This window comes from Polaromonas sp. P4_F4 (assembly GCF_056401355.1).
On sequence record NZ_JBFUJO010000001.1, the window covers coordinates 486,456 to 510,790 of the forward strand.

General features: G+C 62.6%; 22 protein-coding genes. 21 read left to right on the forward strand and 1 reads right to left on the reverse strand.

Features of this window, described 5'->3' with window-relative positions; translation table 11 throughout:
- The first annotated feature begins 2 nt into the window (after positions 1 to 2).
- The 9 genes from AC1DUR_RS02285 to AC1DUR_RS02325 all read left to right on the forward strand — a co-directional run bounded on the left by AC1DUR_RS02285 (position 3) and on the right by AC1DUR_RS02325 (position 8,141).
- Positions 3 to 1,103: an NAD(P)/FAD-dependent oxidoreductase gene (locus tag AC1DUR_RS02285; RefSeq protein WP_477717165.1), complete on the forward strand. Its 1,101-nt coding sequence runs from the start codon at positions 3 to 5 to the stop codon at positions 1,101 to 1,103.
- 67 nt (positions 1,104 to 1,170) lie between these two features.
- Positions 1,171 to 1,449 (forward strand): (2Fe-2S)-binding protein, encoded by a 279-nt coding sequence (locus tag AC1DUR_RS02290; protein WP_477717166.1) that lies wholly within the window; start codon positions 1,171 to 1,173, stop codon positions 1,447 to 1,449.
- A 3-nt stretch (positions 1,450 to 1,452) separates the two neighbouring features.
- Positions 1,453 to 2,724 carry an FAD-dependent oxidoreductase gene (locus tag AC1DUR_RS02295; RefSeq protein WP_477717167.1) on the forward strand — a complete coding sequence of 424 codons (1,272 nt, stop codon included), beginning with the start codon at positions 1,453 to 1,455 and terminating at the stop codon, positions 2,722 to 2,724.
- A 24-nt stretch (positions 2,725 to 2,748) separates the two neighbouring features.
- Entirely contained in the window at positions 2,749 to 3,507 is a 759-nt protein-coding gene (locus tag AC1DUR_RS02300) for an ABC transporter ATP-binding protein (protein ID WP_477717168.1), read from the forward strand.
- Positions 3,500 to 4,213, forward strand: coding sequence for an ABC transporter ATP-binding protein (locus tag AC1DUR_RS02305; RefSeq protein ID WP_477717169.1), 714 nt, complete (start codon positions 3,500 to 3,502; stop codon positions 4,211 to 4,213). Before AC1DUR_RS02300 ends, AC1DUR_RS02305 begins: the two co-directional genes overlap by 8 nt.
- Positions 4,214 to 4,288: 75 nt before the next feature.
- On the forward strand, positions 4,289 to 5,482 hold the full coding sequence (locus tag AC1DUR_RS02310) for an ABC transporter substrate-binding protein (RefSeq protein WP_477717170.1): 1,194 nt from the start codon (positions 4,289 to 4,291) through the stop codon (positions 5,480 to 5,482).
- Positions 5,483 to 5,563: 81 nt separating this feature from the next.
- Entirely contained in the window at positions 5,564 to 6,466 is a 903-nt protein-coding gene (locus AC1DUR_RS02315) for a branched-chain amino acid ABC transporter permease (protein ID WP_477717171.1), read from the forward strand.
- Positions 6,467 to 7,492, forward strand: coding sequence for a branched-chain amino acid ABC transporter permease (locus AC1DUR_RS02320; protein ID WP_477717172.1), 1,026 nt, complete (start codon positions 6,467 to 6,469; stop codon positions 7,490 to 7,492).
- Positions 7,485 to 8,141, forward strand: coding sequence for a GntR family transcriptional regulator (locus AC1DUR_RS02325; RefSeq protein WP_477717173.1), 657 nt, complete (start codon positions 7,485 to 7,487; stop codon positions 8,139 to 8,141). Before AC1DUR_RS02320 ends, AC1DUR_RS02325 begins: the two co-directional genes overlap by 8 nt.
- A 109-nt stretch (positions 8,142 to 8,250) precedes the next feature.
- Here the strand turns inward: AC1DUR_RS02325 and AC1DUR_RS02330 are convergent, their stop codons facing one another.
- Complete coding sequence (locus AC1DUR_RS02330; RefSeq protein WP_477717174.1) at positions 8,251 to 9,666, reverse strand: aminotransferase-like domain-containing protein; 1,416 nt, start codon at positions 9,664 to 9,666, stop codon at positions 8,251 to 8,253.
- A 181-nt stretch (positions 9,667 to 9,847) separates the two neighbouring features.
- Between AC1DUR_RS02330 and gabT the strand changes: the two genes are divergently transcribed.
- The 12 genes from gabT (at position 9,848) to AC1DUR_RS02390 (ending at position 24,331) form a co-directional block, all read left to right on the forward strand.
- Positions 9,848 to 11,149, forward strand: coding sequence for a 4-aminobutyrate--2-oxoglutarate transaminase (gene gabT / locus AC1DUR_RS02335; RefSeq protein ID WP_477717175.1), 1,302 nt, complete (start codon positions 9,848 to 9,850; stop codon positions 11,147 to 11,149).
- 30 nt (positions 11,150 to 11,179) lie between these two features.
- On the forward strand, positions 11,180 to 12,289 hold the full coding sequence (locus tag AC1DUR_RS02340; protein ID WP_477717176.1) for an ABC transporter ATP-binding protein: 1,110 nt from the start codon (positions 11,180 to 11,182) through the stop codon (positions 12,287 to 12,289).
- Positions 12,290 to 12,376: 87 nt separating this feature from the next.
- Positions 12,377 to 13,405: an ABC transporter substrate-binding protein gene (locus tag AC1DUR_RS02345; RefSeq protein ID WP_477717177.1), complete on the forward strand. Its 1,029-nt coding sequence runs from the start codon at positions 12,377 to 12,379 to the stop codon at positions 13,403 to 13,405.
- A 19-nt stretch (positions 13,406 to 13,424) separates the two neighbouring features.
- On the forward strand, positions 13,425 to 14,675 hold the full coding sequence (locus AC1DUR_RS02350) for an ABC transporter permease (RefSeq protein ID WP_477717178.1): 1,251 nt from the start codon (positions 13,425 to 13,427) through the stop codon (positions 14,673 to 14,675).
- 26 nt (positions 14,676 to 14,701) lie between these two features.
- Positions 14,702 to 15,526, forward strand: a complete 825-nt coding sequence (locus AC1DUR_RS02355; protein WP_477717179.1) for an ABC transporter permease — start codon at positions 14,702 to 14,704, stop codon at positions 15,524 to 15,526.
- A 291-nt stretch (positions 15,527 to 15,817) separates the two neighbouring features.
- On the forward strand, positions 15,818 to 17,296 hold the full coding sequence (locus tag AC1DUR_RS02360) for an NAD-dependent succinate-semialdehyde dehydrogenase (RefSeq protein WP_477717180.1): 1,479 nt from the start codon (positions 15,818 to 15,820) through the stop codon (positions 17,294 to 17,296).
- A 23-nt stretch (positions 17,297 to 17,319) separates the two neighbouring features.
- Positions 17,320 to 18,006: a response regulator gene (locus AC1DUR_RS02365; RefSeq protein ID WP_477717181.1), complete on the forward strand. Its 687-nt coding sequence runs from the start codon at positions 17,320 to 17,322 to the stop codon at positions 18,004 to 18,006.
- Positions 17,987 to 19,603 carry a sensor histidine kinase gene (locus AC1DUR_RS02370; protein WP_477717182.1) on the forward strand — a complete coding sequence of 539 codons (1,617 nt, stop codon included), beginning with the start codon at positions 17,987 to 17,989 and terminating at the stop codon, positions 19,601 to 19,603. The genes AC1DUR_RS02365 and AC1DUR_RS02370 overlap by 20 nt, the downstream gene beginning before the upstream one ends.
- 347 nt (positions 19,604 to 19,950) lie before the next feature.
- Complete coding sequence (locus tag AC1DUR_RS02375; protein ID WP_477717183.1) at positions 19,951 to 20,379, forward strand: tripartite tricarboxylate transporter TctB family protein; 429 nt, start codon at positions 19,951 to 19,953, stop codon at positions 20,377 to 20,379.
- 1 nt (position 20,380) lies between these two features.
- The gene (locus AC1DUR_RS02380; RefSeq protein ID WP_477717184.1) at positions 20,381 to 21,937 is read left to right on the forward strand and encodes a tripartite tricarboxylate transporter permease; all 1,557 of its coding nucleotides are present in this window, start codon (positions 20,381 to 20,383) and stop codon (positions 21,935 to 21,937) included.
- A 337-nt stretch (positions 21,938 to 22,274) separates the two neighbouring features.
- A complete protein-coding gene (locus AC1DUR_RS02385) occupies positions 22,275 to 22,715 on the forward strand; it encodes a DsrE family protein (RefSeq protein ID WP_477717185.1) in 441 nt (146 codons plus the stop codon).
- A 125-nt stretch (positions 22,716 to 22,840) separates the two neighbouring features.
- Complete coding sequence (locus tag AC1DUR_RS02390) at positions 22,841 to 24,331, forward strand: CYTH and CHAD domain-containing protein (RefSeq protein WP_477717186.1); 1,491 nt, start codon at positions 22,841 to 22,843, stop codon at positions 24,329 to 24,331.
- Positions 24,332 to 24,335 lie beyond the last annotated feature (4 nt).

The following is a 24,335-nucleotide window of genomic DNA, read 5'->3' on the forward strand; positions in this document are numbered from 1 at the left end:
CCATGGATGCGGACGTCATCGTCATTGGTGCCGGCATCGTCGGCGCGGCCTGCGCGCACGAGCTGGCGCGTGCCGGACTGGACGTGCTGGTGCTCGACGACCACCGGGGCGGCGCCACGGCGGCGGGCATGGGCCATCTGGTGATCATGGACGACAACCCCGCCGAACTCGCACTCAGCCGCCATTCGCTTGGCGTGTGGCGGCAGTGGGCCGACGCGATGGCCGCGGACTGTGCCTGGCACCCCTGCGGCACGCTGTGGCTGGCCGCGAACGACGAGGAAATGGCGGCGGCTCACGACAAGCAGGAGCGGCTGCGCGCACACGGCGTGGCCTGTGATCTCATTGATGCGCAAACACTGCAGGCCCTGGAGCCGGCTCTGCGCCCCGGCCTGTGTGGTGCCCTGCAGGTGCCAGGCGACAGCGTGGTCTATGCGCCCAACGCAGCGCGTTGGCTGCTGGCGCAATACCCGAAGCAGATCCGCATGCAACACGCCGAAGTGCTGGAAATTGAGGGCCCGCGCGTGCGGCTGGCCGGCAACAGCTGGCTTGACGCCAACGCCGTGCTGCTGGCCAACGGCATCCATGCCACACAACTGTGCCCCGAACTGCCGATCCGACCGAAGAAGGGCCATCTGCTGATTACCGACCGCTACCCGGGCCAGGTCCGTCACCAGCTGGTGGAACTGGGCTATGTCACCAGCGCACACCACAGCACTGGCCCCTCGGTGGCATTCAACCTGCAGCCGCGCCCGACCGGGCAACTGCTGATCGGCTCATCGCGCCAGTTCGATGACAGCACCCCCGAAGTGGATGCCGACATGCTGGCGCAGATGCTGGAGCGCGCGGTGAGCTATATGCCCGCCCTGGCCGATCTCAACGCCATCCGCTGCTGGACCGGCCTGCGCGCCGCCACCCCCGACAGCCTGCCGCTGCTGGGGCCGCATCCGCAGCGCCCCGGGCTCTGGCTGGCCGTGGGCCACGAAGGCCTGGGCGTGACGACGGCCCCGGCCAGCGCCCGCCTGCTGGCCGCACAGATCACCGGGAGCCGGGCCGAACTCGACCTAACGCCCTACCTGCCGCAGCGCTTTGGAATGGCCGCATGAGCAGCATGAGCCGCAGGGCCGCTCCCAAGGCTCATAGCACCGCAGCGCATCGCGCGAAGGTTACCCAATGAACAGCCTCAACAGCTCGATTGAATTCAGCCTTAACGGCCAGCCACAACGTGTGCCCGCGGGTGTCACCGTGGCCGCAGCGCTGTACATCGCGGGCGACGGCATCACGCGCATTTCCGTCAGCGGCGAGCGGCGCGCAGCGTTCTGCGGCATGGGCATCTGCCAGGAGTGCCGGGTGCTGATTAACGGCCAGCGCCGCCTGGCCTGCCAGACGTTGTGCGTTGAGGGCATGGCGGTACAGACCGCAGCCGCAGCTGAAGCCTTGACGGGAGCCTGAACCATGGCCACCACATCCCCGGAGCATTGCGATCTGTTGATCGTAGGCGCCGGCCCGGCGGGCATGGCTGCGGCGCTGGCTGCGGCCCCCACGGGCGCGGCCATCACGTTGATCGACGACAACCCAGCCCCCGGCGGCCAGATCTGGCGCGACGGCCCAGGCGCCCATCTGCCCCGGGCCGCCTTGCAGCGGCGTGAAGCCCTGGCCCGTCACCCCAATGTGCGGCTGCTGTCCGGCACCCGCATCGTGGCGGTGCCGCAGCCCAAGCAGTTGCTGCTGGAAGACGCCGATCGAGGCTGGCAGTTGGGTTACCACAAGCTGATTGTGTGCACTGGCGCGCGCGAACTGCTGCTGCCGTTTCCGGGCTGGACCTTGCCCGGCGTCACCGGTGCTGGCGGACTGCAGGCCCTGATCAAGGGTGGCCTACCGGTGCGTGGCGAGCGCATCGTGGTGGCGGGCAGCGGCCCGCTGTTGCTGGCAGTTGCGGCCGCGGCCCAGGCCGCCGGTGCGCAGGTGCTGCGGGTGGCCGAACAGGCGTCCATCAGCGCGGTGGCCGCTTTTGCCGCTTCGCTGGTGCGCTGGCCCGGCAAGGCCCTGCAGGCCTTGACGCTCCTGCATCCGGGCTACCGCCTGTCCAGCCACGTCGTGGCGGCTTCGGGCCAGGGCCGCGTGGAATCGGTGCGCCTTCAGCAAGGCTCTCGCACACTGGACATCACCTGCGACCGCCTGGCCTGCGGCTTCGGCCTGATTCCCAACACCCAGCTCGGCCAGGCCCTGGGCTGCAGCCTGAATGCGCAACATGCCATTGCGGTCGACCCCTGGCAGACCACCAGCCTGCCCGACCATTACGCCGCCGGTGAATGCACCGGCTTCGGCGGCAGCGAGCGCGCACTGGTGCAAGGAGCCATTGCCGGCCACGCGGCCATGGGGCAGCTGGATCTGGCCCGGCGGCTGTGGCCCCAGCGGCAGCGCTGGGAGGCCTTTGCTGCGGCTTTGCACAACCGCTTCGCGCTCCATCCAGGCTTGAAACAACTGGCCATGCCCGACACGCTGGTGTGCCGCTGTGAAGACGTGAGCCATGAGCAATTGTGCGGCTTCGATAGCTGGACCGCCGCGAAACTGCACAGCCGCTGCGGCATGGGCGCCTGCCAGGGCCGCGTCTGTGGCGGCGCCACGCAATTCCTGTTTGGCTGGCCACAGCCCGCACCACGCATGCCGATCTCGCCTGCGCGCATTGCCACGCTGACGCGTCACGCCTCCACGCAACCTCACTAACGCGCCAGAACTTCAACCATCCACATGAACAAAGACATCATTCTTGAAACCAGGGGACTGACCAAGGAGTTCCGCGGCTTCGTCGCCGTGCGCAACGTCAACCTGCGCGTCAGACGCGGAACCATTCATGCGCTGATCGGGCCGAACGGCGCCGGCAAGACGACCGTCTTTAACCTGCTGACCAAGTTCCACATCCCGACCGAAGGACACATCCTGTTCAACGACACGAACATCACGCAGGAAAAGCCGGCACAGACCGCGCGCCGCGGCATCGTGCGATCGTTCCAGATATCGGCTGTTTTTCCGCAGTTCACTGCGCTGGAAAACGTGAAAATCGCCTTGCAGCGCAAGCTGGGGGTTGACTACCGGTTCTGGCAGTCCAGCGCCTCGCTGCATAGACTCGATGCGCCCGCGATGGCCTTGCTGGAGCAGGTGGGGCTCGCATCCTTCGCCTCATTTCTGGCCGGCGACCTGCCCTATGGGCGCAAGCGCACGCTGGAGATCGCCACCACGCTGGCGCTCGACCCCGAGCTGCTGCTGCTTGACGAACCCACGCAAGGCATGGGGCATGAGGACGTGGACCGGGTGAAGGACCTGATCAGACAAGTGTCGGCACACCGCACCATCCTCATGGTCGAACACAACATGAAAGTCGTGGCCGACATCAGCGACACGATCACCGTGCTGCAACGCGGCGAAATCCTGGCCGAAGGACCGTATGCCGCTGTGTCGGTCGATCCTGCGGTGCGGGAAGCCTATATGGGGACCGAAGAAGATGTCTGATTCAAGTCAAACCATGCTGTCCATCCGCGACCTGCATGCGTGGTACGGGGAGTCGCATGTGCTGCAAGGCATCAACCTGGAAGTCCGCGCCGGTGAATGCGTGACACTGCTGGGCCGCAACGGCGCCGGACGCACCTCGACACTGCGCGCGATCCTGGGCCTGATTGACAAGCGCGCGGGCTCTATCCATGTGGCAGGCAAGGAAGTCATCGCCCTGCCGCCGCACCGCATCGCACGCCTCGGGATCGGCTACTGCCCGGAAGAGCGCGGCATCTACGCATCACTGACTGCCGAGGAGAACCTGACGCTGCTGCCCAAGGTCGGCGACAACGGCATGACGCTCGAACAGATCTACGCCATGTTTCCCAACCTCAAGGAACGCGCCCACAGCCCCGGGACACGCCTGTCGGGCGGCGAGCAGCAGATGCTCGCCATGGCCCGCATTCTGCGCACCGGCGCCAAGCTCTTGCTGCTGGACGAAATCACCGAAGGGCTCGCACCCGTGATCGTGCAAAAGCTCGGCCAGGTCATCCGCGACCTCAAGGCGCAAGGTTTCACGGTGGTGCTGGTCGAGCAGAACTTTCGCTTCGCCAAACACCTGGCCGACCGCCACTACGTGATCGAACACGGCCGGGTTGTCGAGATGATCGAGCGCAGCGAAGTCGATGCCAAGCAGGACCGTCTCAATGAGTTGCTGGGCATTTGACCTGGCCCATTTCTCCCATTTCCTTCCCAGTTCCCTCCCCCACCCCTCTCCTTTCAATCCTCAATGGAGTTCCTCATGAATCTCAACAAACTCACCACCTGCCTCGTCGCCTGCATGGGCTTCGCGGCACACGCCCAGGTCAGCGACGACGTGGTCAAGATCGGCGTGCTCAACGATCTGTCGGGCGTCTACTCCGACCTCTCGGGCCAGGGCTCGGTCGTTGCCGCTCGTCTGGCCATCGAGGAAATGGGCGGCAAGGTGCTCGGCAAGCCCGTCGAACTCGTCTTCGCCGACCACCAGAACAAGCCGGACGTGGCAGCCAACCTTGCGCGCGGCTGGTTCGACCAGGGCAAGGTGGACATGGTGACCGATTTCCCGACCTCTTCGACCGCGCTGGCGGTCATGGAAATTGCCAAGCAGAAAAATCGTGTGAGCATGCCCTCCTCGGGGCTCGCCACGGCGATTCTGGGTGAGAAATGCTCGCCACTCAACGCACAGTGGACCACCAACACCTATGCGCTTGCGGCAGGCACGGCGCGCGCGCTGGTCAAGGAAGGCAAGAAGTCGTGGTACTTCATCACCGCCGACTACACCTTCGGGCACTCGCTGGAGAAGGACGCCACCGAGGTCATCAAAGCCAGTGGTGGCAGCGTCGTCGGCAGCTCGCGCCATCCCTTCCCGGGCAATGATTTCTCCTCCTTCCTGCTCAAGGCGCAGGCATCCAAGGCAGATGTGATTGCATTGGCCAATGCCGGCAACGACACGATCAACGCCATCAAACAGGCCAACGAATACGGCATCACGCGCAAGCAGGTCGTGGCGCCGCTGCTGACCTACATTTCAGATGTGCACAGCATCGGCCTGGACAAGGCCCAGGGCATGTACCTGAGCGAAGCCTTTTACTGGGACCTGGACGACAAATCGCGCGCCTGGTCGCGCAAGTTCTTCGACAAACACAAGCGCATGCCGACGGCCGCCCAGGCTGGCGTCTACTCGGCCACACTCAACTACCTGAAGGCCGTACAGGCCGCCGGCACCGACGAAGCCAAGGCGGTGATGACGCAACTGCGCAAAATGACGATCAACGACGCCGTGATTCGCAACGGCAAACTGCGTGAAGACGGCGCGCTGGTGCACGACATGCTGCTGCTGCAGGTGAAGAGTCCGGCCGAATCCAAGGCACCCTGGGACTACTACAAGGTCAAGGCGGTGCTCAAAGGCGCTGATGTATTTCCGCCCGTCAATCCGGCCTGCGCTATCAGCCACTAACCAAGCACTACCAGGCACTGCGTGCAGCCGCCCCTCCAACAAGAGTGCGGCTGCCGCGCCTCCAGCTCTAACGCACACACCATGTTTGATATTTCCTCACAAGCCCTTCTGGCCCAATTGCTGGTCGGGCTCATCAACGGCTGCTTTTACGCACTGCTCAGCATGGGGCTGGCCATCATCTTCGGCCTGCTCAACATCATCAACTTCGCGCATGGCGCGCAGTTCATGGTGGCTGCGTTCCTGGCGTGGATGGGGTTCTCGCAACTGCCCCTGTTGCTCGGTCCGGAATTCAGGATCAACTTCTGGGCGGCGCTGATCCTGGCGCCGCTGATCGTCGGGGCGCTGGGCGTGCTGCTGGAAAAGACGCTGCTCAAACGCCTGTATCACCTTGACCATCTTTACGGGCTGCTGCTGACCTTTGGCGTGGCGCTGGTGCTCGAAGGTGCGCTGCGCCATTTCTACGGCATCTCGGGCGCCAGCTATGACCCGCCGGACCTGCTCAAGGGGGGCGTGGATCTCGGTTTCATGTATCTGCCGGTCTACCGCGGCTTCGTGGTCGTGGCTTCACTCGTGATCTGCGCGGTGACCTGGTACCTGTTCGAGAAAACCAAGCTCGGCGCGCTGCTGCGCGCCGGCACCGAAAACCCCAAGCTACTGCAGGCGTTTGGCGTGAACATTCCCCTGATGATCACGCTGACCTACGGATTCGGCGTGGCGCTGGCGGGCATTGCAGGGGTGATGGCTGCGCCCATCATGCAGGTGAATCCGCTGATGGGCGCCAACCTCCTCAACATCGTGTTCGCGGTGGTGGTCATCGGCGGGCTGGGCTCGATCTTCGGTGCGATCTTCACCGGGCTCGGCCTGGGCCTGCTGGAAGGACTGACCAAGGTGTTCTACCCGGAAGCCGCCACCGTGGTGGTGTTCGTCATCATGGCGCTGGTGTTGCTCAGCCGGCCCGCCGGCCTTTTCGGCAAGGAGAACTGAATGAACCCATCGACTCCATCCACACTCTTCGCCTCACGCCTCCGGACGATTCCCACCTCCATCCGCTTCCTGCTCGTGTTGCTGGTACCGGCCTTGCTGGTGCCGGCCTTCCCGGAGATCGCCTACCCGGTCTTCATCATGAAAGTGCTGTGCTATGCGCTGTTCGCACTGGCCTTCAACCTGCTGATCGGTTTCACCGGCCTGGTGTCGTTCGGTCATGCCGCCTTTTTCGGCTGGGCGGGCTACACCACCGGCATCCTCATGATCCGATTTGCGGACAAAGGCTTTCCGGTCGAACTCGCAATCCTTGCAGGTGTGGTGGTCGCCACCGGCATCGGCTGGGTGATTGGCAAGCTGGCCATCCGGCGCACCGGCATCTATTTCTCGATGATCACGCTCGCGCTCTCGCAAGTGGCCTACTTTCTCGCCGTGCAAATTCCCTGGACCGGCGGCGAAGACGGCATGCAGGGCATCCCGCGCGGCAAGCTGCTCGGGCTCGTCGATCTGTCCGCCGACAACCACATGTACTACTTCACGCTCGGCGTATTCGTGCTGGCATTCCTGCTGATTCACCGCATCGTGCATTCCCCGTTCGGCCAGGTGCTGAAGGCCTTGCGCGACAACGCGCCGCGCGCCATCTCGCTAGGCTACGACACCGACCGCTGCAAGCTCTACGCCTTCATGCTGTCGGCCGCGCTCGCCGGTCTGGCGGGTTCGCTCAAGGCCCTGGTACTCCAGCTCTCGGCGCTCAACGATGTCATGCTCTCGACTTCGACCGAAGTACTGCTGATGACGCTGCTCGGCGGCCTTGCCACGGGTTGGGGGCCGGTGGTCGGCGCCACGCTGGTCGTCAGCCTGCAAAACCACCTGGCCCAGCTCGGTGGTGTCGTTACAATTATCATAGGCCTGACCTTCATCGTATGCGTCTCGTTCTTCCGAAGAGGCTTGGTCGGTGAGTGGCAAGCTCTGCTGCAGCGCCGCCAATTCAAACGCAAACGCCACCATGTCATAGCCCTCGATGCCTAGACTCCTTTCTCCGCCAAAGCGTCGCGCCGCTGATCTCGCCTACGATGCGATCGAGGCGCTGATCTCCACGCTCCGGCTCGAGCCGGGCAGCCCGGTGGTCGAAGCGGAACTGGTAGAGCTGACCCAACTCGGCCGCACGCCAGTGCGCGAGGCGCTGCTGCGCATGGTGTCGATCGGACTCATCGACCAGCAGCCGCGACGTGGACTGCTGGTCTCTCACATCGATCTGGCGGACCATCTGGATGTGATCCAGACGCGACGCGCGCTCGAACGCCTCATCGCCGCGTGTTCTGCGCGCCGCGCAACGGCCCCGCAGCGCCTGGCGATCGTGCGCTGCGCCGAAAAAATGGTGAAGGCGGCGGCACGCGGCCACCTCGAAGACTACATGCGGGCCGACCATGAACTCGACGAGGTCAATCACCATGCCAGCCAGAATCATTCGGCGGTCAAATGCGTGGTGCCGCTAGTCGTGCAATGCCGGCGATTCTGGTATGCCTACCAGCACGAAGGGGAAATTACCGAAGGCGCCCGCTATCACATGGAACTGGCCCAGGGTATCGCCACGGGCGACGAGACAGCGGCCATGCGCGGCGCCGACCAACTGATGGACTACCTTGAACGGTTTGCCCGGCGCGTGATTGACAACTGAAAACCACAGTTGCGGCAGTTCCGGGGTGACGCCTTATTCGAAAACCGGTGAAACTACTGGCATGGTGGACGACCACCTGGCTGGCCGCGCTTTGGCTCGGCCCCAGCAGTTACTGGGCAGCTTGCCGGCCCAGATCAATTCGTCGGGACAAAAACCGCCATAAACGCTCGTCGTCGCTGAAAGCCACGTTAAAGCGAAGCCAGCCCGTGGGATGGGGTTCAAGCAAAAACAGTTGCCCCGGCCCGAGCATGATGCCCTCGGTCGTCGCGTCCTGGGAAAGCACGGCGCTATCGGGGAGATCAGGGTGCCGGGCCCACAGGTACATGCCGGCCCCCGGCTCATGAAAGAGCTCAAACCCAAGACCGGTCAGGCTTTTCTCTGTCTTTCGGTGTGCCTGGGCCAGGCGCTCGCGAAGCGACTTGAGGTGCTTGCGCCAGCGGCCATCGGTGACCACCCCAAAAGTGAGCCGCTCGGCGATGTCCGAGGATGTGAGCCCCGAAATCATCTTGAGCTGGGCCAGGTCCTCGATCAGGTCGCCTCGCGCAAGCAGGTAGCCCACACGCAAATTGGGCGAAATGGTTTTGGAATAGCTGCCGATGTAGACCACGCGCCGCAGCTGGTCCAGGCTGGCCAGCGTGGACCGCGACACCGGGTCCATGTCGGCGTAAATATCGTTCTCCACCAGCGTGAACCCGTGCGTCTCGGCCAGCTGCAGCAAGCGGTGCAGATGGGCCGCCGAGGCAATCGAGCAGGTCGGGCTTTGCAGACGGGGCTGTGTAAAGAAAGCCTTGGGCTTGTGCACGGCCAGCAGCGCCTCCAGTGCAGCCAGGTCGTACCCGGTGGGGGTACGCGGCACACCGACAAGGTTGGCGCCCAGAAAACGCAGCATGAACATCAGGTTGGGATAACCGGGGCTGTCCACCAGCACGGTGTCACCCGGCTTGATCAATTGCCGGGCCACCAGGTCCAGTGCCTGGCTGGACCCTTGCGTCAGCAGCACCTGGTCCACCTCGACCGATATCTGGTTTTCGGCCAGCGCCTCCGCAATGACCATGCGCAGAGCCATATGCCCACAGGGCAGGCCGTAACCCTCGAGGGAGGAGCCGTCTGCCGACAGGTGCCGCATGCTACGGCGAAGCGCGTCCCCGAACAGGAAATCATGCGGCAACCAGCCGCAACCAGGCTTCATCGGCAGGTTGCGGTTCTCGAAAATCTGCTTGAGGTACCAGCGCGCGTCAAATTTCGGCTGCGGGGGCTGCGCATATGGCGCACCGGATGCACCATCATCGCCCCTGCGTTTGACGAAAAACCCGGCATTGGCCCGGGAAACCAACCAGCCCTGGGCCACAAGGCGGTCGTAAGCCTCCACCACCGTGAAGACACTGACGCCATGCATCGCGGCAAAACCGCGGATGGAAGGCAGCTTGACGCCCGGTTTCAGCGCCTGCCCGGCAATCATGCCCCGCAGGCCGTCAACGATCTGGCTCACCAGTGGGGTCTGTAGTTCCGGGCGAAGTGTGAGCATCAAAAAATCAAAAAAGGCAGATTGTGCATCGCGAACCTCATGCACCGGGTTGGGGAATCCATGTACAGGATTCTAGACCCGCACAGTGTGTTGAAAACAGCGCGGCGGTGTACATGGACGGGCCTGCCCTCGACTTCTAAAGTCCACCCATCTCCTTCCTACAACCTGAAATCACCTGAACATGCAGCCAACCCAGACCCCCAGCAATGCCGCCCTGATGGCGCGCCGCCTAGCCGCCGTGACCCGTGGCGTAGGCCAGGCACACGAGATTTTTGTCAGCCGGGCGAAAAATGCCGAACTGTGGGACGTCGAAGGCCGCCGCTACATCGACTTCGCCGGCGGCATCGCCGTACTCAACACCGGCCACCGGCATGCCGAAGTCATTGCCGCGGTCAAGGCCCAGCTCGACCTCTACACGCACACCTGCTTTCAGGTGGTCGCCTATGAGCCCTACGTTGAACTGGCGGAAAAGCTCAATGCCCTGGCGCCCGGCAATTTCGCCAAAAAGACCCTGCTGCTGACCACCGGCGCCGAGGCGGTCGAGAACGCGGTCAAGGTGGCGCGGGCCTACACCAAGCGCCCCGGAATCATCGCCTTCACGGGTGGCTACCACGGCCGGACCAACATGACGCTGGGCATGACCGGCAAGGTCGCGCCCTATAAGCTGGGGTTCGGCCCCTTCCCCGGCGAAGTGTTTCATGCGGAATACCCCAACGCGCTGCACGGCGTGAGCATCGACCAAGCGCTGCATTCGGTCGAGCAGATCCTCAAAAACGACGTCGAACCCGAGCGCGTGGCGGCCTTCATCATTGAACCGGTGCAGGGCGAAGGAGGCTTTTACATTGCCCCGCCCGAATTCATCAGCCGCCTGAAGGCGCTGGCCGACCGGCACGGCATCCTGCTGATCGCCGACGAGGTCCAGACCGGCGCAGGCCGCACAGGCACCTGGTTTGCCAGCGAACAGTGGCCCGTGGCGCCCGACCTGATTGCCATCGCCAAATCCATGGCGGGTGGTTTCCCCCTATCAGGCCTGGTCGGCCGCGCCGAGGTCATGGATGCACCCGGCCCCGGCGGGCTGGGCGGCACCTACGCAGGCAGCCCCATTGGCTGCGCGGCAGCCTTGGCCGTGCTCAAGGTTTTCAAGGATGAAAAACTCCTGGAGCGCAGCAAGACCCTTGGTGCCCATCTGGTCAGAGGTCTGCTCGCCATCGCGGAGAAAGAAGCGGCCATTGGCGACGTGCGCGGCCTGGGCGCCATGGTGGCCATAGAGCTCTTCGAAAACGGGGACCCCACCCGTCCCGACGCGGCACTGACCAAACGCGTGGTGACCGAGGCAGCGCGGCGCGGGCTGATCCTGTTGTCGTGCGGCATCTACGGCAATGTGATCCGGATTCTGGTTCCCCTCACCGCAACCGACGCCTTGCTGGACGAGGGCCTGGACATTCTGGCGGACAGCTTTTCCGCATTGCGCTCATGTGCATGACCGGCGTGCATGGCCAGCCCGGGAACGACGATGACTAAAAACGATTTCCTCGTACGCTTTTCAAGCGTGCAAAAAACCTATGACGGCGAGCAGCTTGTTGTGCAGCAGCTCGATCTCGACATTCATCGCGGGGAATTCCTGAGCCTGCTTGGGCCATCCGGCTCCGGAAAAACCACTACGCTGATGATGCTGGCCGGTTTTGAATCCCCGACGGCGGGCGAGATTTTCCTGAACGGCTCGCAGATCACGGGCACGCCACCCCACAAACGCAATTTCGGCATGGTGTTCCAGAACTATGCGCTGTTCCCGCATCTCACGGTGGGGCAGAACGTGGCCTACCCGCTCACGGTGCGCAAGGTATCCCGGGCCGATCAGGATCGTCGTGTGCAGCGCGCCCTGGACATGGTTCGCCTCGCCGGGATGTCAGACCGGCTGCCCGGACAGCTTTCCGGCGGCCAGCAGCAGCGGGTCGCACTGGCACGGGCACTGGTATTTGAACCCCAGCTGGTGCTGATGGATGAGCCGCTGGGTGCGCTGGACAAGCAGTTGCGCGAGCACATGCAGATTGAGCTGAAGGAACTGCACCGGCAGCTGGGCGTGACTTTTGTCTATGTCACCCACGACCAGGGCGAGGCCCTGACGATGAGCGACCGGGTGGCCGTCTTCAACGACGGCGCGATCCAGCAACTGGCCCCCGTGGAAGAACTGTATGAAGCACCCTCAAACCGTTTCGTCGCCGGTTTCGTGGGCGACAGCACCCTGCTCAAAGGAAAACTTTTTGGCGGGCAGCCCGGCCGCGAGAGCCGGGCCGGCATTGAATTGCCGGATGGCCGCGTGCTCCACGGCATCAACGTCAATCACCCGAACGCCGGTGCGCAGGTAGAAGCTTACATCCGGCCGGAGCGCATTGTGCTGCACCGCCAGACGCCCGCCTCATCTGCCGATGTGCTGCCTGCACGCGTGGCACGCGTGATTTACTTTGGCGATCACCTGCGCCTGCTGTGCGAAGTCGGCCCCGGCCAGGCAGAAGCCACGGTCAAGCTGCCCCTGACCCTCCTGAACGGTTTGGCGCCACCGCAGTCCGGCGATGCCGTTCATCTCGAATTTCCGGCTGCGTTTACGCGGATCTATGCGGTGTAACCGCTTTCTCCCTTCACGGGTTTTCGACCTTCACGTTCTCGCTCACCTTCACTTTCACTTTTCATCAACCACCGAGGAAATAGCACCATGAAGAAACACATCATTGTCGTCAGCGCGGCTTTGTGCCTGGCGCTGCCCGCATTGGCGCAGCAGCAAATTACCGTCGTCAACTTTGGCGGCGCCAACGCCAATGCGCAGAAAAAAGCCTACTACGAGCCCTATGAAAAAGCAGGCACCAAAGTTGTTGCCGTCGAATACAACGGTGAACAGGCCAAGATCAAGGCCATGGTCGAGACAAAGAAAGTCACCTGGGACGTTGTCGAGGTCGAAGCTCCTGATGCTCAGAGGGGCTGTGACGAAGGTTTGTTTGAAAAGATGGATTTCAGCAAAATCGGCCCCAAGGCTGACTTTTTGCCCGCCGCCGTGACGGAATGTGGCGTGGGCGTGTTTGTCTGGTCCACCGTGATGGCCTGGAATGCTGAAAAAACCAAAACCGCCCCCACCAGTTGGGCCGATTTCTGGGATGTCAAAAAGATTCCGGGCAAGCGCGGTATGCGCAAGGGAGCCCGCTACAACCTGGAGTTCGCCCTGATGGCCGATGGTGTCAAACCCGCTGACGTCTACAAGGTCCTGGCTACCAAGGACGGCGCCGACCGCGCATTTCGCAAGCTGACCGAGCTCAAGCCCAACATCCAGTGGTGGGAAGCCGGCGCCCAACCCGCGCAATTTCTGGTGGCTGGCGACGTGGCACTCAGCACCGTGTACAACGGCCGCATTGACGCCGCCAACCGGGAAGGCCGCAACCTGAAGATTTACTGGCCAGGCGGCATTTATGACCTGGATTACTGGGTCATCCCCAAAGGCACGCCAAACAAGGACGCTGCCATGAAGTTCATCGCTTTTGCCAGCCAGCCCGCCACGCAGGCCGTGTATGCCCAGAACATTGCCTATGGCCCGGTCAACACCAAGGCCCTGAGCAAGCTCGACAAAAAGGTGCTGGACGACTTGCCTACATCACCGGCCAATGCGAAAGAGGCCATCCAGATGAATGTCGGCTTCTGGGCCGATCAGGGTGAGGCGCTTGAAAAACGCTTTGCCGCCTGGGCCACGCAATAAGCCGCAGGAGCAACACCCCATGAGCAGTATCACCAGCACCGTCCTTCAGGTTGGCGACCCCTGGGCGTTGCGCCGGGCACTGTCGCGCGCCGATGCCCGCCGAAAATGGCGCGCCTTTGCGCTTACGATGCCCTTGCTGGTGTTTCTGCTGCTGACCTTGCTGATTCCGATTGCCGCCCTGCTGCAGCGCGCCGTTGAAAACCCCGAGGTCGTGGCAGCCCTGCCGCGGACGGTGCAAAGCCTCCAGGGCTGGAACCCTCAGACTCCACCGGCACCGGCAAGTTACGCGGCGCTGGTGGAAGACCTCGGCCACCTTTCAGACAGCGCGGATGCCGGTGCGCTGGCGCGGCGGCTCAACTCCGAAGTGGCGGGAGCGCGCTCCCTGGTGATGGGGGCGTACCGTGCGCTGCCCGTCACGGGTTCTCCGGAGGAGATTCAGGCAAAACTTCTCCAGCTCGATCAGCGCTGGGGAGAACAACCCTTCTGGCAGGCCATCGCCAAAAACAGCTCGCGCTGGACGCCCGATTATTTGCTCGCTTCGGTCGACCTGCGACGCGGCAGCCAGGGTGCGGTGGAACGCATGCCCGAAGACCAGCGCGCGTTTGGCACCATCTTGCTACGCACTTTTTACATCAGCTTTGTCGTCACGCTGTTTTGCCTGGTGCTGGCTTACCCGCTGGCCTGGTGGCTGGCGTCATTGCCGGCACGCAAAGCGAACCTGCTGATGATCCTCGTGCTGGTGCCCTTCTGGACATCAATCCTGGTTCGTGTCGCGGCCTGGATCGTTCTCCTGCAATCCGAAGGTCTGGTGAACCGCGGGCTGATGGGCATAGGCCTCATCGACAGCCCACTGCCCCTGCTGTTCAATCGCGCCGGCGTGGTGATTGCCATGGTGCACATCCTGCTCCCCTTCATGATTTTGCCGCTTTACAGCGTGATGAAGAACGTGCCCGCGACCTACATTCGCGCCGCGGTGTCATTGGGAAGCGCGCCCCTGTCAGCGTTCTTTCGTGTGTACGTGCCGCAAACCTATCCCGGCATCAGCGCCGGCGCCTTGCTGGTCTTCATTTTGTCGATTGGCTACTACGTCACCCCCGCGCTGCTGGGCGGCGCCGACGACCAGATGCTGAGCTACTACATCGCCCGCTACACCAACGTGGAAGTCAACTGGGGCATGGCCTGCGCCCTGGGGGCACTGCTGTTGACGGCCACCATGATTCTTTACGGCGTTTACCGGCGCATCGGCAAATCCGAACTCAACCTCGGTTGATATCCTCTTACAGGCGTCAATACATCATGTTCAAAATCAAAGGGCCCGTGTTCCCGCGCTATGCCACCTTGCCGGACAAGGCCGGCTGGTGGCTGCTGCGCGCCGCCTGCGTTGCCACACTCGCCTTCCTGCTGGCACCCGTGCTGGTCATGGTGCCGCTGTCATTTTCCGACAGCTCTTTTTTGACTTACCCCATACCGGGCTGGTCATTGAAGTGGTATCGCAACCTGTTGGAGTCACCGGAGTGGGTAAGGGCCGCCAAAAACAGTTTCATCGTGGCACCCGCGGCAACCGTGATTGCCACTGCGCTGGGCACGCTGGCCGCCGTGGGTCTGTCCAGAACCAACTTCCGCTTTAAAAGCCTGCTCATGGGCATTCTCATCGCGCCCATGGTGGTTCCGATTGTGGTGGTGGGCGTCGCGACCTACCTGTACTTTGCACCGCTCGGACTCACAGACAGCTACATCGGACTGATCGCCGTACACGCCGCGCTGGGAGCCCCTTTTGTCTTGACCACGGTGCTGGCGACCCTGTCGGGCTTCAACCATAACCTGGTGCGCGCCTCACTGAGCCTGGGTGAGACGCCGGTCAATACATTTTTCAGGATCACCTTGCCGGTCATTGCGCCCGGTGTCATCTCGGGTGCGCTGTTCGCGTTTGCCACCTCGTTTGATGAAGTGGTCGTCACACTTTTTCTGGCCGGCGCCGAACAGGCAACCCTGCCCAGGCAAATGTTCACCGGCATCCGGGAAAATATCTCGCCCACGATCGCGGCCGTGGCCACCCTGCTTATTTTGTTTACCACCACCTTGCTCGTGCTGCTGGAATGGCTGCGCGGACGCCGGAGCTGAGACGACTCTCCGTGCAGGCTTACTTCTCGCTGCGGCAGGGCAAATGGCAAGGCACAGAAAGAGGCATTTCTCAAACTTTTCCCCCACCAACAGCGAACGCAGGTCTGCGGCGTAGAGTACCCAGGTGATCTGGCACTAGTGCGCAACATGGTGCTCGATCGCAAGGTCGCACGGATTGTGAATTGGGAAGAACAAAACACCCCTGGGCCGTCGAAAAGCCCCTGAAAACAACCCGACCTGAAAACAGTCAAAATCGTCCCATCACCCGCCCCTTTTTGCAGGAATTTACCCATGGACATGAAAACCTCTCCCATCTCCCTTCTCAAAGACCCGAGCCTCTTCAAGACCGACGCACTGATCAACGGCCAATGGGTGGCAGGCACCTCGCGTTTCGACGTCAGCGACCCGTCCAACGGGCGAAAACTCGCCGACGTGGCGAACCTGGGGCCAAAAGACGCCGAGGCCGCCATTGCCGCAGCCAACGCTGCCTGGCCCGCCTGGCGCAGCAAAACCGGCAAGGAGCGCCACGCCATTTTGCTGAAGTGGTACCAGCTGCTGATGGCCAACCAGGAAGACCTGGGTCGCATCATGACGGCCGAGCAGGGCAAGCCTTTTGCCGAGGCCAAAGGCGAAGTAGCCTATGGTGCGAGCTTTGTCGAGTGGTTTGCCGAAGAAGCCAAGCGCGTCAACGGCGAAACCCTGCCCCAGTTTGACAACAACCGCCGCCTGATGGTCATCAAGCAGCCCATCGGCGTGTGCGCCGCCATCACACCCTGGAACTTTCCGCTGGCCATGATCACGCGCAAAGTCGCCCCGGCCCTGGCCGCAGGCTGCCCGGTGGTCATCAAACCCGCCGAACTCACGCCGCTGACCGCACTGGCGGCTGCCGAGCTGGCCGTGCGCGCCGGCATTCCGGCGGGTGTGCTCAACGTGCTGACTGCCGACAGCGCCAATTCAATTGCCGTCGGCAAGGTGTTCTGCGCCAGCGATGTGGTGCGTCACATCAGCTTCACCGGCTCCACCGAAGTCGGCCGCATCCTGATGGCCCAAAGCGCCCCGTCCGTCAAAAAACTCTCCCTCGAACTGGGCGGCAACGCGCCCTTCATCGTGTTTGACGATGCCGACGTGGACTCGGCTGTCGAAGGCGCCATTGCCAGCAAGTACCGCAACGCCGGCCAGACCTGCGTCTGCGCCAACCGCATCTATGTGCAGGATGGCGTGTATGACCAGTTTGTTGAAAAATTCTCTGCCAAAGTCAAAACCCTCAAAGTCGGCAACGGCTTTGAAGACGGTGTGGTTCAGGGCCCGCTGATTGAGGACTCTGCCGTAGACAAGGTGCAACGCCATGTGGCCGACGCGATAGCCAAGGGCGGCAAGCTGCAGGTGGGCGGCCACAAGCTGGAAGGCCAGTTTTTCGAACCGACGGTGATTTCGGAAGCCACCGCCGACATGCTGTGCGCCCGGGAAGAAACCTTTGGGCCGTTTGCACCGGTGTTCCGCTTCAAGACCGAGCAGGAAGCCATTGACGCGGCCAACAACACCGAATTTGGCCTGGCCAGCTATTTCTACAGCCGCGACATCGGCCGCATCTACCGTGTGGCCGAAGCGCTGGAGTACGGCATGGTCGGCATCAACGTGGGTGTGATCGCCTCCGAACACGTGCCTTTCGGCGGCGTGAAGCAGTCGGGCCTGGGCCGCGAGGGCTCCAGCCACGGCATGGAAGAGTATGTGGAAATGAAGTACCTGTGCCTTGGGGATATTCTGCGCTGAGTTCCCCGCAAACCTGCACTGACATGCGTCTGCTGCTTATTGAAGACGAAGCCGAGATGGCGTCCTGGCTGGTGCGTGCATTCAAGCAGACCGGCTTCGTGCCGGATCATGCGCCGGATGCCGCCACAGCCGAGTCGCTGCTGGCCGGTAACGACTATGACGCTGTGGTGCTCGACCTGCGACTGCCCGACAAACACGGGCTGGCCCTGCTGGCAGACATGCGCAAAGCCGGCAATCGCACACCCGTGCTGGTGCTGACCGCACAGGGCTCGCTGCAGGACCGGGTGAAAGGCCTGAACGTCGGGGCAGACGACTTTCTGACCAAGCCCTTCGCGATCGAAGAACTGGAAGCCCGCCTCGCTGCGCTGGTTCGGCGCAGCCGGGGGCGCTCCCATACGCCGCTGCAGTGCGGCTCGTTGTCATGCGCCCATGACAGCCGGGCCTTCACCCTGGCCGGCTCGCTGCTTCAGCTCACACCACGCGAGAGCGCGGCCCTGTCGGTATTGCTGGCACGCAGCGGTTCGCCGGTAGAGAAGTCACAGCTCTCGGGCAAGGTCTTTCCGACAGACAGCAACGCGGGTCCGGATGCCATCGAACTGGTACTTCACCGGCTGCGCCGCAAGCTGGCCGGTGGCGACGTGCGCATTGTCACCGTGCGCGGCCTTGGCTATATGCTGGAAAGCACCGTGCATGAAGACGCTGCGGACTGACCCCGACCGATTCGGTATTCGCGCGCGCCTGCTGACGCTGCTGCTCCCGGGAATCCTGGGCCTGCTGGCCCTTGACAGCTGGAACGACTACCGTGCATTGAGAAACCTGGTACAGGACGCCTACGACCAGCCCATGTTCGAGGCAGTGACCGCCCTGCGAAGCAGCCTGTCACTTGCGCAGGACGGCTCGCTCCGGTTGAATGCACCGTCTGTGGTGCAAACGATGTTCGACGCCACCAGTCCACTGCACAAGCACCTGCACGTTGGTCTGACACCCCGTGGGACTGCACAGGTCGACACGGCAGCGCCCCTGCGCAAACTGACTTTGCTGGGCGAAGCAGACCTGCCTGCGCCGCCTGACTCCTCCCCTGCCGGGTCCTCATCCACAGTCTGGTACGACAGTTACTACCGGAGCTACCCGGTCCGTGTGGTGGCACTCCAAAGCCAGGTCGTTGACGGGCGTGGCCAGCCCTTTGACTTGCTGATTCAGGCGGCGGAAAGCACCGGGCCGCGGGATCAGGCGCAAGCGGCGTCTCTGCGGCAGGAGCTGATACGCGATGCGCGAATGGTGCTGGTGGTGATTCTGCTGGTCTGGCTGGGAGTGATCTGGTCTCTGCAGCCGCTGGAGCGGCTCCGCAAGTCTGTGCTGCACAGCAAGGGCAATGATCTCAAGCCGCTGGACACCAGCAGTGTTCCCCATGAAGTGGCGCCGCTGGTCGATGCCGTCAACCAGCACATTGCCAGCTACCGGGACTTGCTGGACCAGCAGTCACAGTTTCTGGCCGATGCATCGCACCAGTTGCGCACGCCGCTGGCCATCATGCTGACCCAGGCAGGCGTCGCGCTGCGCGAAAAAGATCCCGCACAGCTTCACGAGACCTTGCGAGCCATCGTCACCCAAATCTCGCGCAGCAGGCGCCTGTGTGAGCAGCTGCTGTCGCTGGCCCATGCGAGTGACTACACACCGCCCACCGACGCGCCGGGTATTGTGGACCTCAACGCCATTGCAAGAGACGTCGTGCTGCAGTACCTGACACTGGCCCACGAGAAAAATCAGGATCTGGGCTGGGTGGACGCCCGGGAAGAACTGCCGGCCACGCCAATGCCGGCCGAGGACGTCCTGGATCATGCATTTTCTCCAGCCGGGCTGCCTGCGGCGGCGCCCGCGGTTCCGGTGCTGGCCAGGAGCCCCGAGTTGCACGAGGCGCTTGCCAACCTGGTGCACAACGCGATTGTGTACACGCCACCAGGCGGACACATTACCGTGATGGTGAGCACCCAGGATGACATGGCTCTGGCCGAAGTTCGCGACGACGGCCCAGGCATTGCCAGGACGCGGCGGGTAGAGGTCTTCGAACGCTTCCACCAAGCCGGCCCGGGCCCTGACAAAGGCCCGCGCGGGGCCGGACTGGGCCTGGCCATCGCACGCGCTTATGCCAGGCGTAACGGCGGCGATATCGAGCTTGCAGACCTTCCTGCCCTCCCTGCCCTCCCTGCCATCCCTGCCATCCCTGCCAATAGCGCGGGCACAGCCTCAAGCACCACCGGCTTGCGTGCCATCCTGCGCCTGCCACTGGCATCCAACCGCCAGAGCTGAGCGCTCGCGGCTGGACCACTGAGGCCTGCCTCACGGGTGCCGCCCGGTACCACACAGCACCTGCACGCAGCAATCGCAAACCTGCCCGCCAAGCCATGGCGGGCTGCAGGATGGCGGCTTGCAGCACCGTCGCTGCCCGTTAGTGATAACACGTATTTTGAGGTGTGGCGCGCAAAACGAAAGCCGATTGGAAGCCTCGCTCCCTAACATCCCCCTCCAACCCAAACGCCTCGCCGGCTGCGCAGTTGCATGACCGGACAGCACGGGACAAACCACAAGGAGACCTGGATGACGCATCCCCAGTTAATGACAACGCCCCACCCGGCGCAGCCCCGGAGTCGCTTGATATGAACATCAATAACCGAAATTTCGTCAGAGGCCTGTGCCTCATGGCGGTTGCCCTGCTCTTTGGCCTGGTATCGCTGAATTACACGATGGGCGAATTAAGCAGGTCCGGGCCCGGCCTGTTTCCCCTGATGGTGAGCTCCTGTCTTTTTGTGATCGGCCTGCTCTCGGTGGTGCGTTCGCACTTCGTCGATCCCGTCCCCCTGGACTACAGCGTCAAAAACATCGCCCTCATTTTGCTGAGCCTTGTCGGATTTGCGGTGATATCCCTGTACATCAACATGATTCTGGCCATCGTATTTTTGGTGTTTTGCTCCACCTTGGCCGGTACCTCGTATTCCGTGGTCCGCAATATCAAGATCTCCGCCGGCCTGATCGCCGTGGCCTTTGCCTTTAAATACCTGCTCGGCCTTAGCCTGCCGCTCTACTGATATGGAACTCCTTCACAACCTCTCGCTTGGTTTCGATCAGGCACTGACGCTGCAGAACCTCCTTTATTGCGCTCTTGGCTGCACGGTGGGCACGCTCATCGGACTGCTGCCTGGACTGGGCCCTTTGTCCACCATCAGCTTGTTGCTGCCCTTGACCTATTCCATTCCCACCGGTGGCGCGCTCATCATGCTGGCCGGGATTTATTACGGGGCGCAATACGGCGATAGCGTGAGCGCCATCACCATGAAGATTCCGCACGCGAGCAGCATCGTCGCCTGCATCGATGGCTATCAGATGACCCTCAAGGGTAAAACAGGCCTTGCACTCTTTACCGCGGGCATTTCCAGCTTCATTGGCGGCACCGTGGCCATTGTGGTCCTGTCGACGATGGCGCCAGCACTGGGGGAGGTGGGCTTCCTGTTTGGACCGGCCGACTACTGTGCCCTCATGCTGCTGGGTTTTTTCTGTGTGAGCTTTGTCAGCAGCGGCAGCTTGCTCAACGGCCTGGCCATGGCCATGATCGGCGTGCTGCTTGGGATGGTCGGTACCGACGTGAACAGCGGTGTGGCACGCTATACGATGAACCTGCCGTTTCTGATGGACGGGATTGGCCTGATCAGTATCGCCCTGGGGTGCTTCGGCATTGCCGAGGTCGTGAAAAATCTCGACAACAAAAACGTGCTCACCCCGTTCAACGGCAAGATCAAGCTCATGCCAACCTGGCCCGAGTTCAAGCGCATCATTCCCAGTGCCTTGCGCGGCAGCGTGATTGGCTCGATCCTCGGCATCCTGCCCGGCGGCGGCCCCACGATCGCCCAGTTCGCAGCCTATGCAGCTGACAAGAAATTCAGCAAATACAAGCACGAGATCGGCACCGGATGCATCGAGGGCGTGGCCGGACAAGCGGCTGCCGACGAGGCGGCGGCACGTACCAGCTTCATCCCGCTCATGGCCATTGGCATCCCCGAAAACGCAGTCATGGCCCTGATGATGGCCGCCTTCGTCGTCAAGGGCATCCAGCCCGGCCCCAACATGATCGCCAGCCACCCCGATTTGTTCTGGGGTCTGGTGGCCAGCATGTGGGTGGGCAATTGCTTCCTGGTCGTCCTCAACGTGCCCCTGGTGCGCTACTGGCTTTCGATATTCAAGATTCCCTACACCGTACTGTTTCCGGCGATTCTCTTTTTCTGCTGCATCGGTACTTACAGCATCAACAACAGCCTGGATGACATCTTTATCACAGCCGTTTTTGGCCTGGTTGGCTATCTGTTTTTGCGCCTGGATATGGAGGCCGCGCCACTTCTGCTGGGCTTCATTCTGGGCCCCATGCTGGAGGAAAATTTCCGCCGCGCCATGCTTCTGAGCCGGGGTAGCTTCAACGTATTCGTCAACCGCCCCATCAGCGGCACCTTGCTCACCGTGATCGGAGCCCTGGTCGTGTGGCAGGTGGTGACATTTGCCCGGAAGTTGATAAAGTCACCTGATCATGTTATTCATGGACGTACACATACACCCGCGGCCGCAGCCACAGCCGCAGCTGTGGTTCAAGTTGAATAATCCCGCTTCGGTGAAGCCCCCGGTTTCCTGAACCACTCATCAGCTGAGTTCAGGGAATTGCTGCACGCGGCACTCAACCGACAGAAATCGGCCCCGTGATTCATGGGGCCGGTGGCGGTTGTAGCGTTGCAGTCAGTCCTGCGTCGTATCCCTGATCTTCTGCCGCCCCCTAACGCGTGGCAAGTCGGATAACTCGTTTGAATCGCTCCAGCCCTGATCGGGCTGATCAGCGGCCACCTTGGGGTGTCTGATGCGTGCAGGCAAGGGCGATGCGCGCCGGCAGCAACAAAGACGGTAATTGTGTTGAAATAAGTCTTCCTTCAGGAGACATTCAAAAATGAACCGCAGACTCTTCGTACAAGCTGGCGCCACGGTAGCCTTTGCTCCGTCCTTAATAGCTTCTCACGCACAATCCGCGGGGCCTGCAGGCACAAAACACCACAAAATCGTGATCCAGGTCAGCGACAACGACCCGGCCAAATGGAACCTGGCGCTCAACAACGCCAAAAACCTGCAGGACGACGTGGGCGCAGCCAATGTCGACATCGAAATCGTTGCTTACGGCCCCGGCATTGGCATGCTCAAGCTCGAATCTCCCACAGGCGCACGCATTACCGAAGCGATGAAAGGCAATGTCAAAGTGCTGGCCTGCGAAAACACCATGCGCGGCCAGAAGCTTACGAAAGACGACATGCTGGGCGGCATCAGTTACGTACCAGCCGGCGTGACCGAAATCATGAAAAAGCAAAGCGAAGGCTGGGCCTACCTGCGGCCTTGATCCCCGGATTGCGCCTCCAGCCAAGGCCCTTGCAAGGGCCTTTTTCTTTGGGGCCTCGTCATCCTCAAGGTAGCGCAGTACCATGGATTCATCCGTCGCCCCCGCCCGATGCCACGGAAATCGCCATGGAAATCGAACTCAAGCTTCGCCTGCCCCCGTCTGCGCTCGATGCGCTGCGCGCCGACCCGCTATTGGCGGCCGTCCGCACAACCCGCAAGCAGCTCGACAACATCTACTTCGACACACCGCAGCGCGCCCTGGCGCGTACCGGTATCGCCCTGCGCCTGCGCCGCGACGGCAGGCGCTGGCTGCAGACCGTCAAGGGGAGCAACAAAAGCCAGGCCGGCTTGCACCAGCGCGAAGAAATCGAGTTTGCAGTGACCGGCCCGGCCCTGGAATGGCCACCGCTGGCAGGCACGGTTTTTGAGCGCGTGCTCAAACCGCTCAAAAATAAACTGGGTCCGCAATTCCGAACCCTCTTCAAGCGTGAGATCCGGCGGCTGCGCGGGGCCACGGGCGCGGAGATCGAGCTGGCCATTGACCACGGTGAAATTCTTGCCGGTGACCACCGTGAGCCCCTGTGCGAAGTGGAGATGGAACTGCTCAACGGCCCAGTGGACGACCTGTTCGCACTGGCCCTGCTGCTGGCCGGGCGCCACCCGCTGGTGCTGGATAACCGCAGCAAGGCCGAGCGCGGCAACCGGCTGGCCCAAGGCACGCCGCTGGCACCGCCCGCCAAGGCAAACATGCCGCGGCTGCCCCCCGATGCCGACGCACGGACCGTGGCGCGCCTGGCCATCGAAGAATGCCTCGCCCACTGGCAGGCCAACGAGGCAGGCTTTCTGGGCGAGCCCGACAACAGCGAATACCTGCACCAGGTGCGCGTCGCGGTGCGGCGGCTGCGTGTGGCCTGCGGTCCGCTGGCCCGTGCGGCCCACTGGCGCAATGAAGCGTTGACTCCTTTAAGAAGCAGCCTGCGCGCGCTGGGCCAGCGGCTGGGTGCGGCACGTGATTGGGATGTATTCATCGAGGAGATCTGGCCGCCACTGGCCAGCCACCTGCACGATGCCGAACTGCGCCAGACACTACAGGAAGCCGCCGAACTGCTGCGTGACACCGCACGCCTTCAGGCACAGGCCGCCCTGCAGGGGCGCGAAAGCCAGCGCCTGCTGCTGCAACTGGGCCGATGCTTGGCGCGACCGGACGATGCTGCCCCCCATTCACCGGACGACCTCACAGCCCGGCTCGACCAACTCGACCACACGCTGCGGCGGGCGCTGCCCGGGCTTGCGCGCCTGAGCCCGGCGCGCCTGCACCGCTTGCGCATCGTGGCCAAGAAGCTGCGCTATCTAACCGAGTTCATCGGCAGCCGCCATGACCCCCAGGCCGTCGACGACTGGCTGGAATGGCTGAAAAATGCGCAAACCATCTTTGGCGGGCGCAATGACCGGGTGGCCGCACAAACACAGATCGAGGCGCTGTGCACCAGTGTGGAACTCAAATCCGGCAAGGTCCATCACACGCTCTTGGCGGCGCTGCGCGAGCAGCCTCTTCCCCACCTCCGCCTGCCAGCACTTCCCGACGCTTATTGGCGCCGGAAAGCGGGCTCCCTATAATGCG

Bases quoted from the DNA above. Each gene is read 5' to 3' on its own strand.
- AC1DUR_RS02285 (WP_477717165.1), top strand. From the start codon at position 3: ATGGATGCGGACGTCATCGTCATTGGTGCCGGCATCGTCGGCGCGGCC.
- AC1DUR_RS02290 (WP_477717166.1), top strand. From the start codon at position 1,171: ATGAACAGCCTCAACAGCTCGATTGAATTCAGCCTTAACGGCCAGCCA.
- AC1DUR_RS02295 (WP_477717167.1), top strand. From the start codon at position 1,453: ATGGCCACCACATCCCCGGAGCATTGCGATCTGTTGATCGTAGGCGCC.
- AC1DUR_RS02300 (WP_477717168.1), top strand. From the start codon at position 2,749: ATGAACAAAGACATCATTCTTGAAACCAGGGGACTGACCAAGGAGTTC.
- AC1DUR_RS02305 (WP_477717169.1), top strand. From the start codon at position 3,500: ATGTCTGATTCAAGTCAAACCATGCTGTCCATCCGCGACCTGCATGCG.
- AC1DUR_RS02310 (WP_477717170.1), top strand. From the start codon at position 4,289: ATGAATCTCAACAAACTCACCACCTGCCTCGTCGCCTGCATGGGCTTC.
- AC1DUR_RS02315 (WP_477717171.1), top strand. From the start codon at position 5,564: ATGTTTGATATTTCCTCACAAGCCCTTCTGGCCCAATTGCTGGTCGGG.
- AC1DUR_RS02320 (WP_477717172.1), top strand. From the start codon at position 6,467: ATGAACCCATCGACTCCATCCACACTCTTCGCCTCACGCCTCCGGACG.
- AC1DUR_RS02325 (WP_477717173.1), top strand. From the start codon at position 7,485: ATGCCTAGACTCCTTTCTCCGCCAAAGCGTCGCGCCGCTGATCTCGCC.
- AC1DUR_RS02330 (WP_477717174.1), bottom strand. From the start codon at position 9,666: ATGCTCACACTTCGCCCGGAACTACAGACCCCACTGGTGAGCCAGATC.
- gabT (WP_477717175.1), top strand. From the start codon at position 9,848: ATGCAGCCAACCCAGACCCCCAGCAATGCCGCCCTGATGGCGCGCCGC.
- AC1DUR_RS02340 (WP_477717176.1), top strand. From the start codon at position 11,180: ATGACTAAAAACGATTTCCTCGTACGCTTTTCAAGCGTGCAAAAAACC.
- AC1DUR_RS02345 (WP_477717177.1), top strand. From the start codon at position 12,377: ATGAAGAAACACATCATTGTCGTCAGCGCGGCTTTGTGCCTGGCGCTG.
- AC1DUR_RS02350 (WP_477717178.1), top strand. From the start codon at position 13,425: ATGAGCAGTATCACCAGCACCGTCCTTCAGGTTGGCGACCCCTGGGCG.
- AC1DUR_RS02355 (WP_477717179.1), top strand. From the start codon at position 14,702: ATGTTCAAAATCAAAGGGCCCGTGTTCCCGCGCTATGCCACCTTGCCG.
- AC1DUR_RS02360 (WP_477717180.1), top strand. From the start codon at position 15,818: ATGGACATGAAAACCTCTCCCATCTCCCTTCTCAAAGACCCGAGCCTC.
- AC1DUR_RS02365 (WP_477717181.1), top strand. From the start codon at position 17,320: ATGCGTCTGCTGCTTATTGAAGACGAAGCCGAGATGGCGTCCTGGCTG.
- AC1DUR_RS02370 (WP_477717182.1), top strand. From the start codon at position 17,987: ATGAAGACGCTGCGGACTGACCCCGACCGATTCGGTATTCGCGCGCGC.
- AC1DUR_RS02375 (WP_477717183.1), top strand. From the start codon at position 19,951: ATGAACATCAATAACCGAAATTTCGTCAGAGGCCTGTGCCTCATGGCG.
- AC1DUR_RS02380 (WP_477717184.1), top strand. From the start codon at position 20,381: ATGGAACTCCTTCACAACCTCTCGCTTGGTTTCGATCAGGCACTGACG.
- AC1DUR_RS02385 (WP_477717185.1), top strand. From the start codon at position 22,275: ATGAACCGCAGACTCTTCGTACAAGCTGGCGCCACGGTAGCCTTTGCT.
- AC1DUR_RS02390 (WP_477717186.1), top strand. From the start codon at position 22,841: ATGGAAATCGAACTCAAGCTTCGCCTGCCCCCGTCTGCGCTCGATGCG.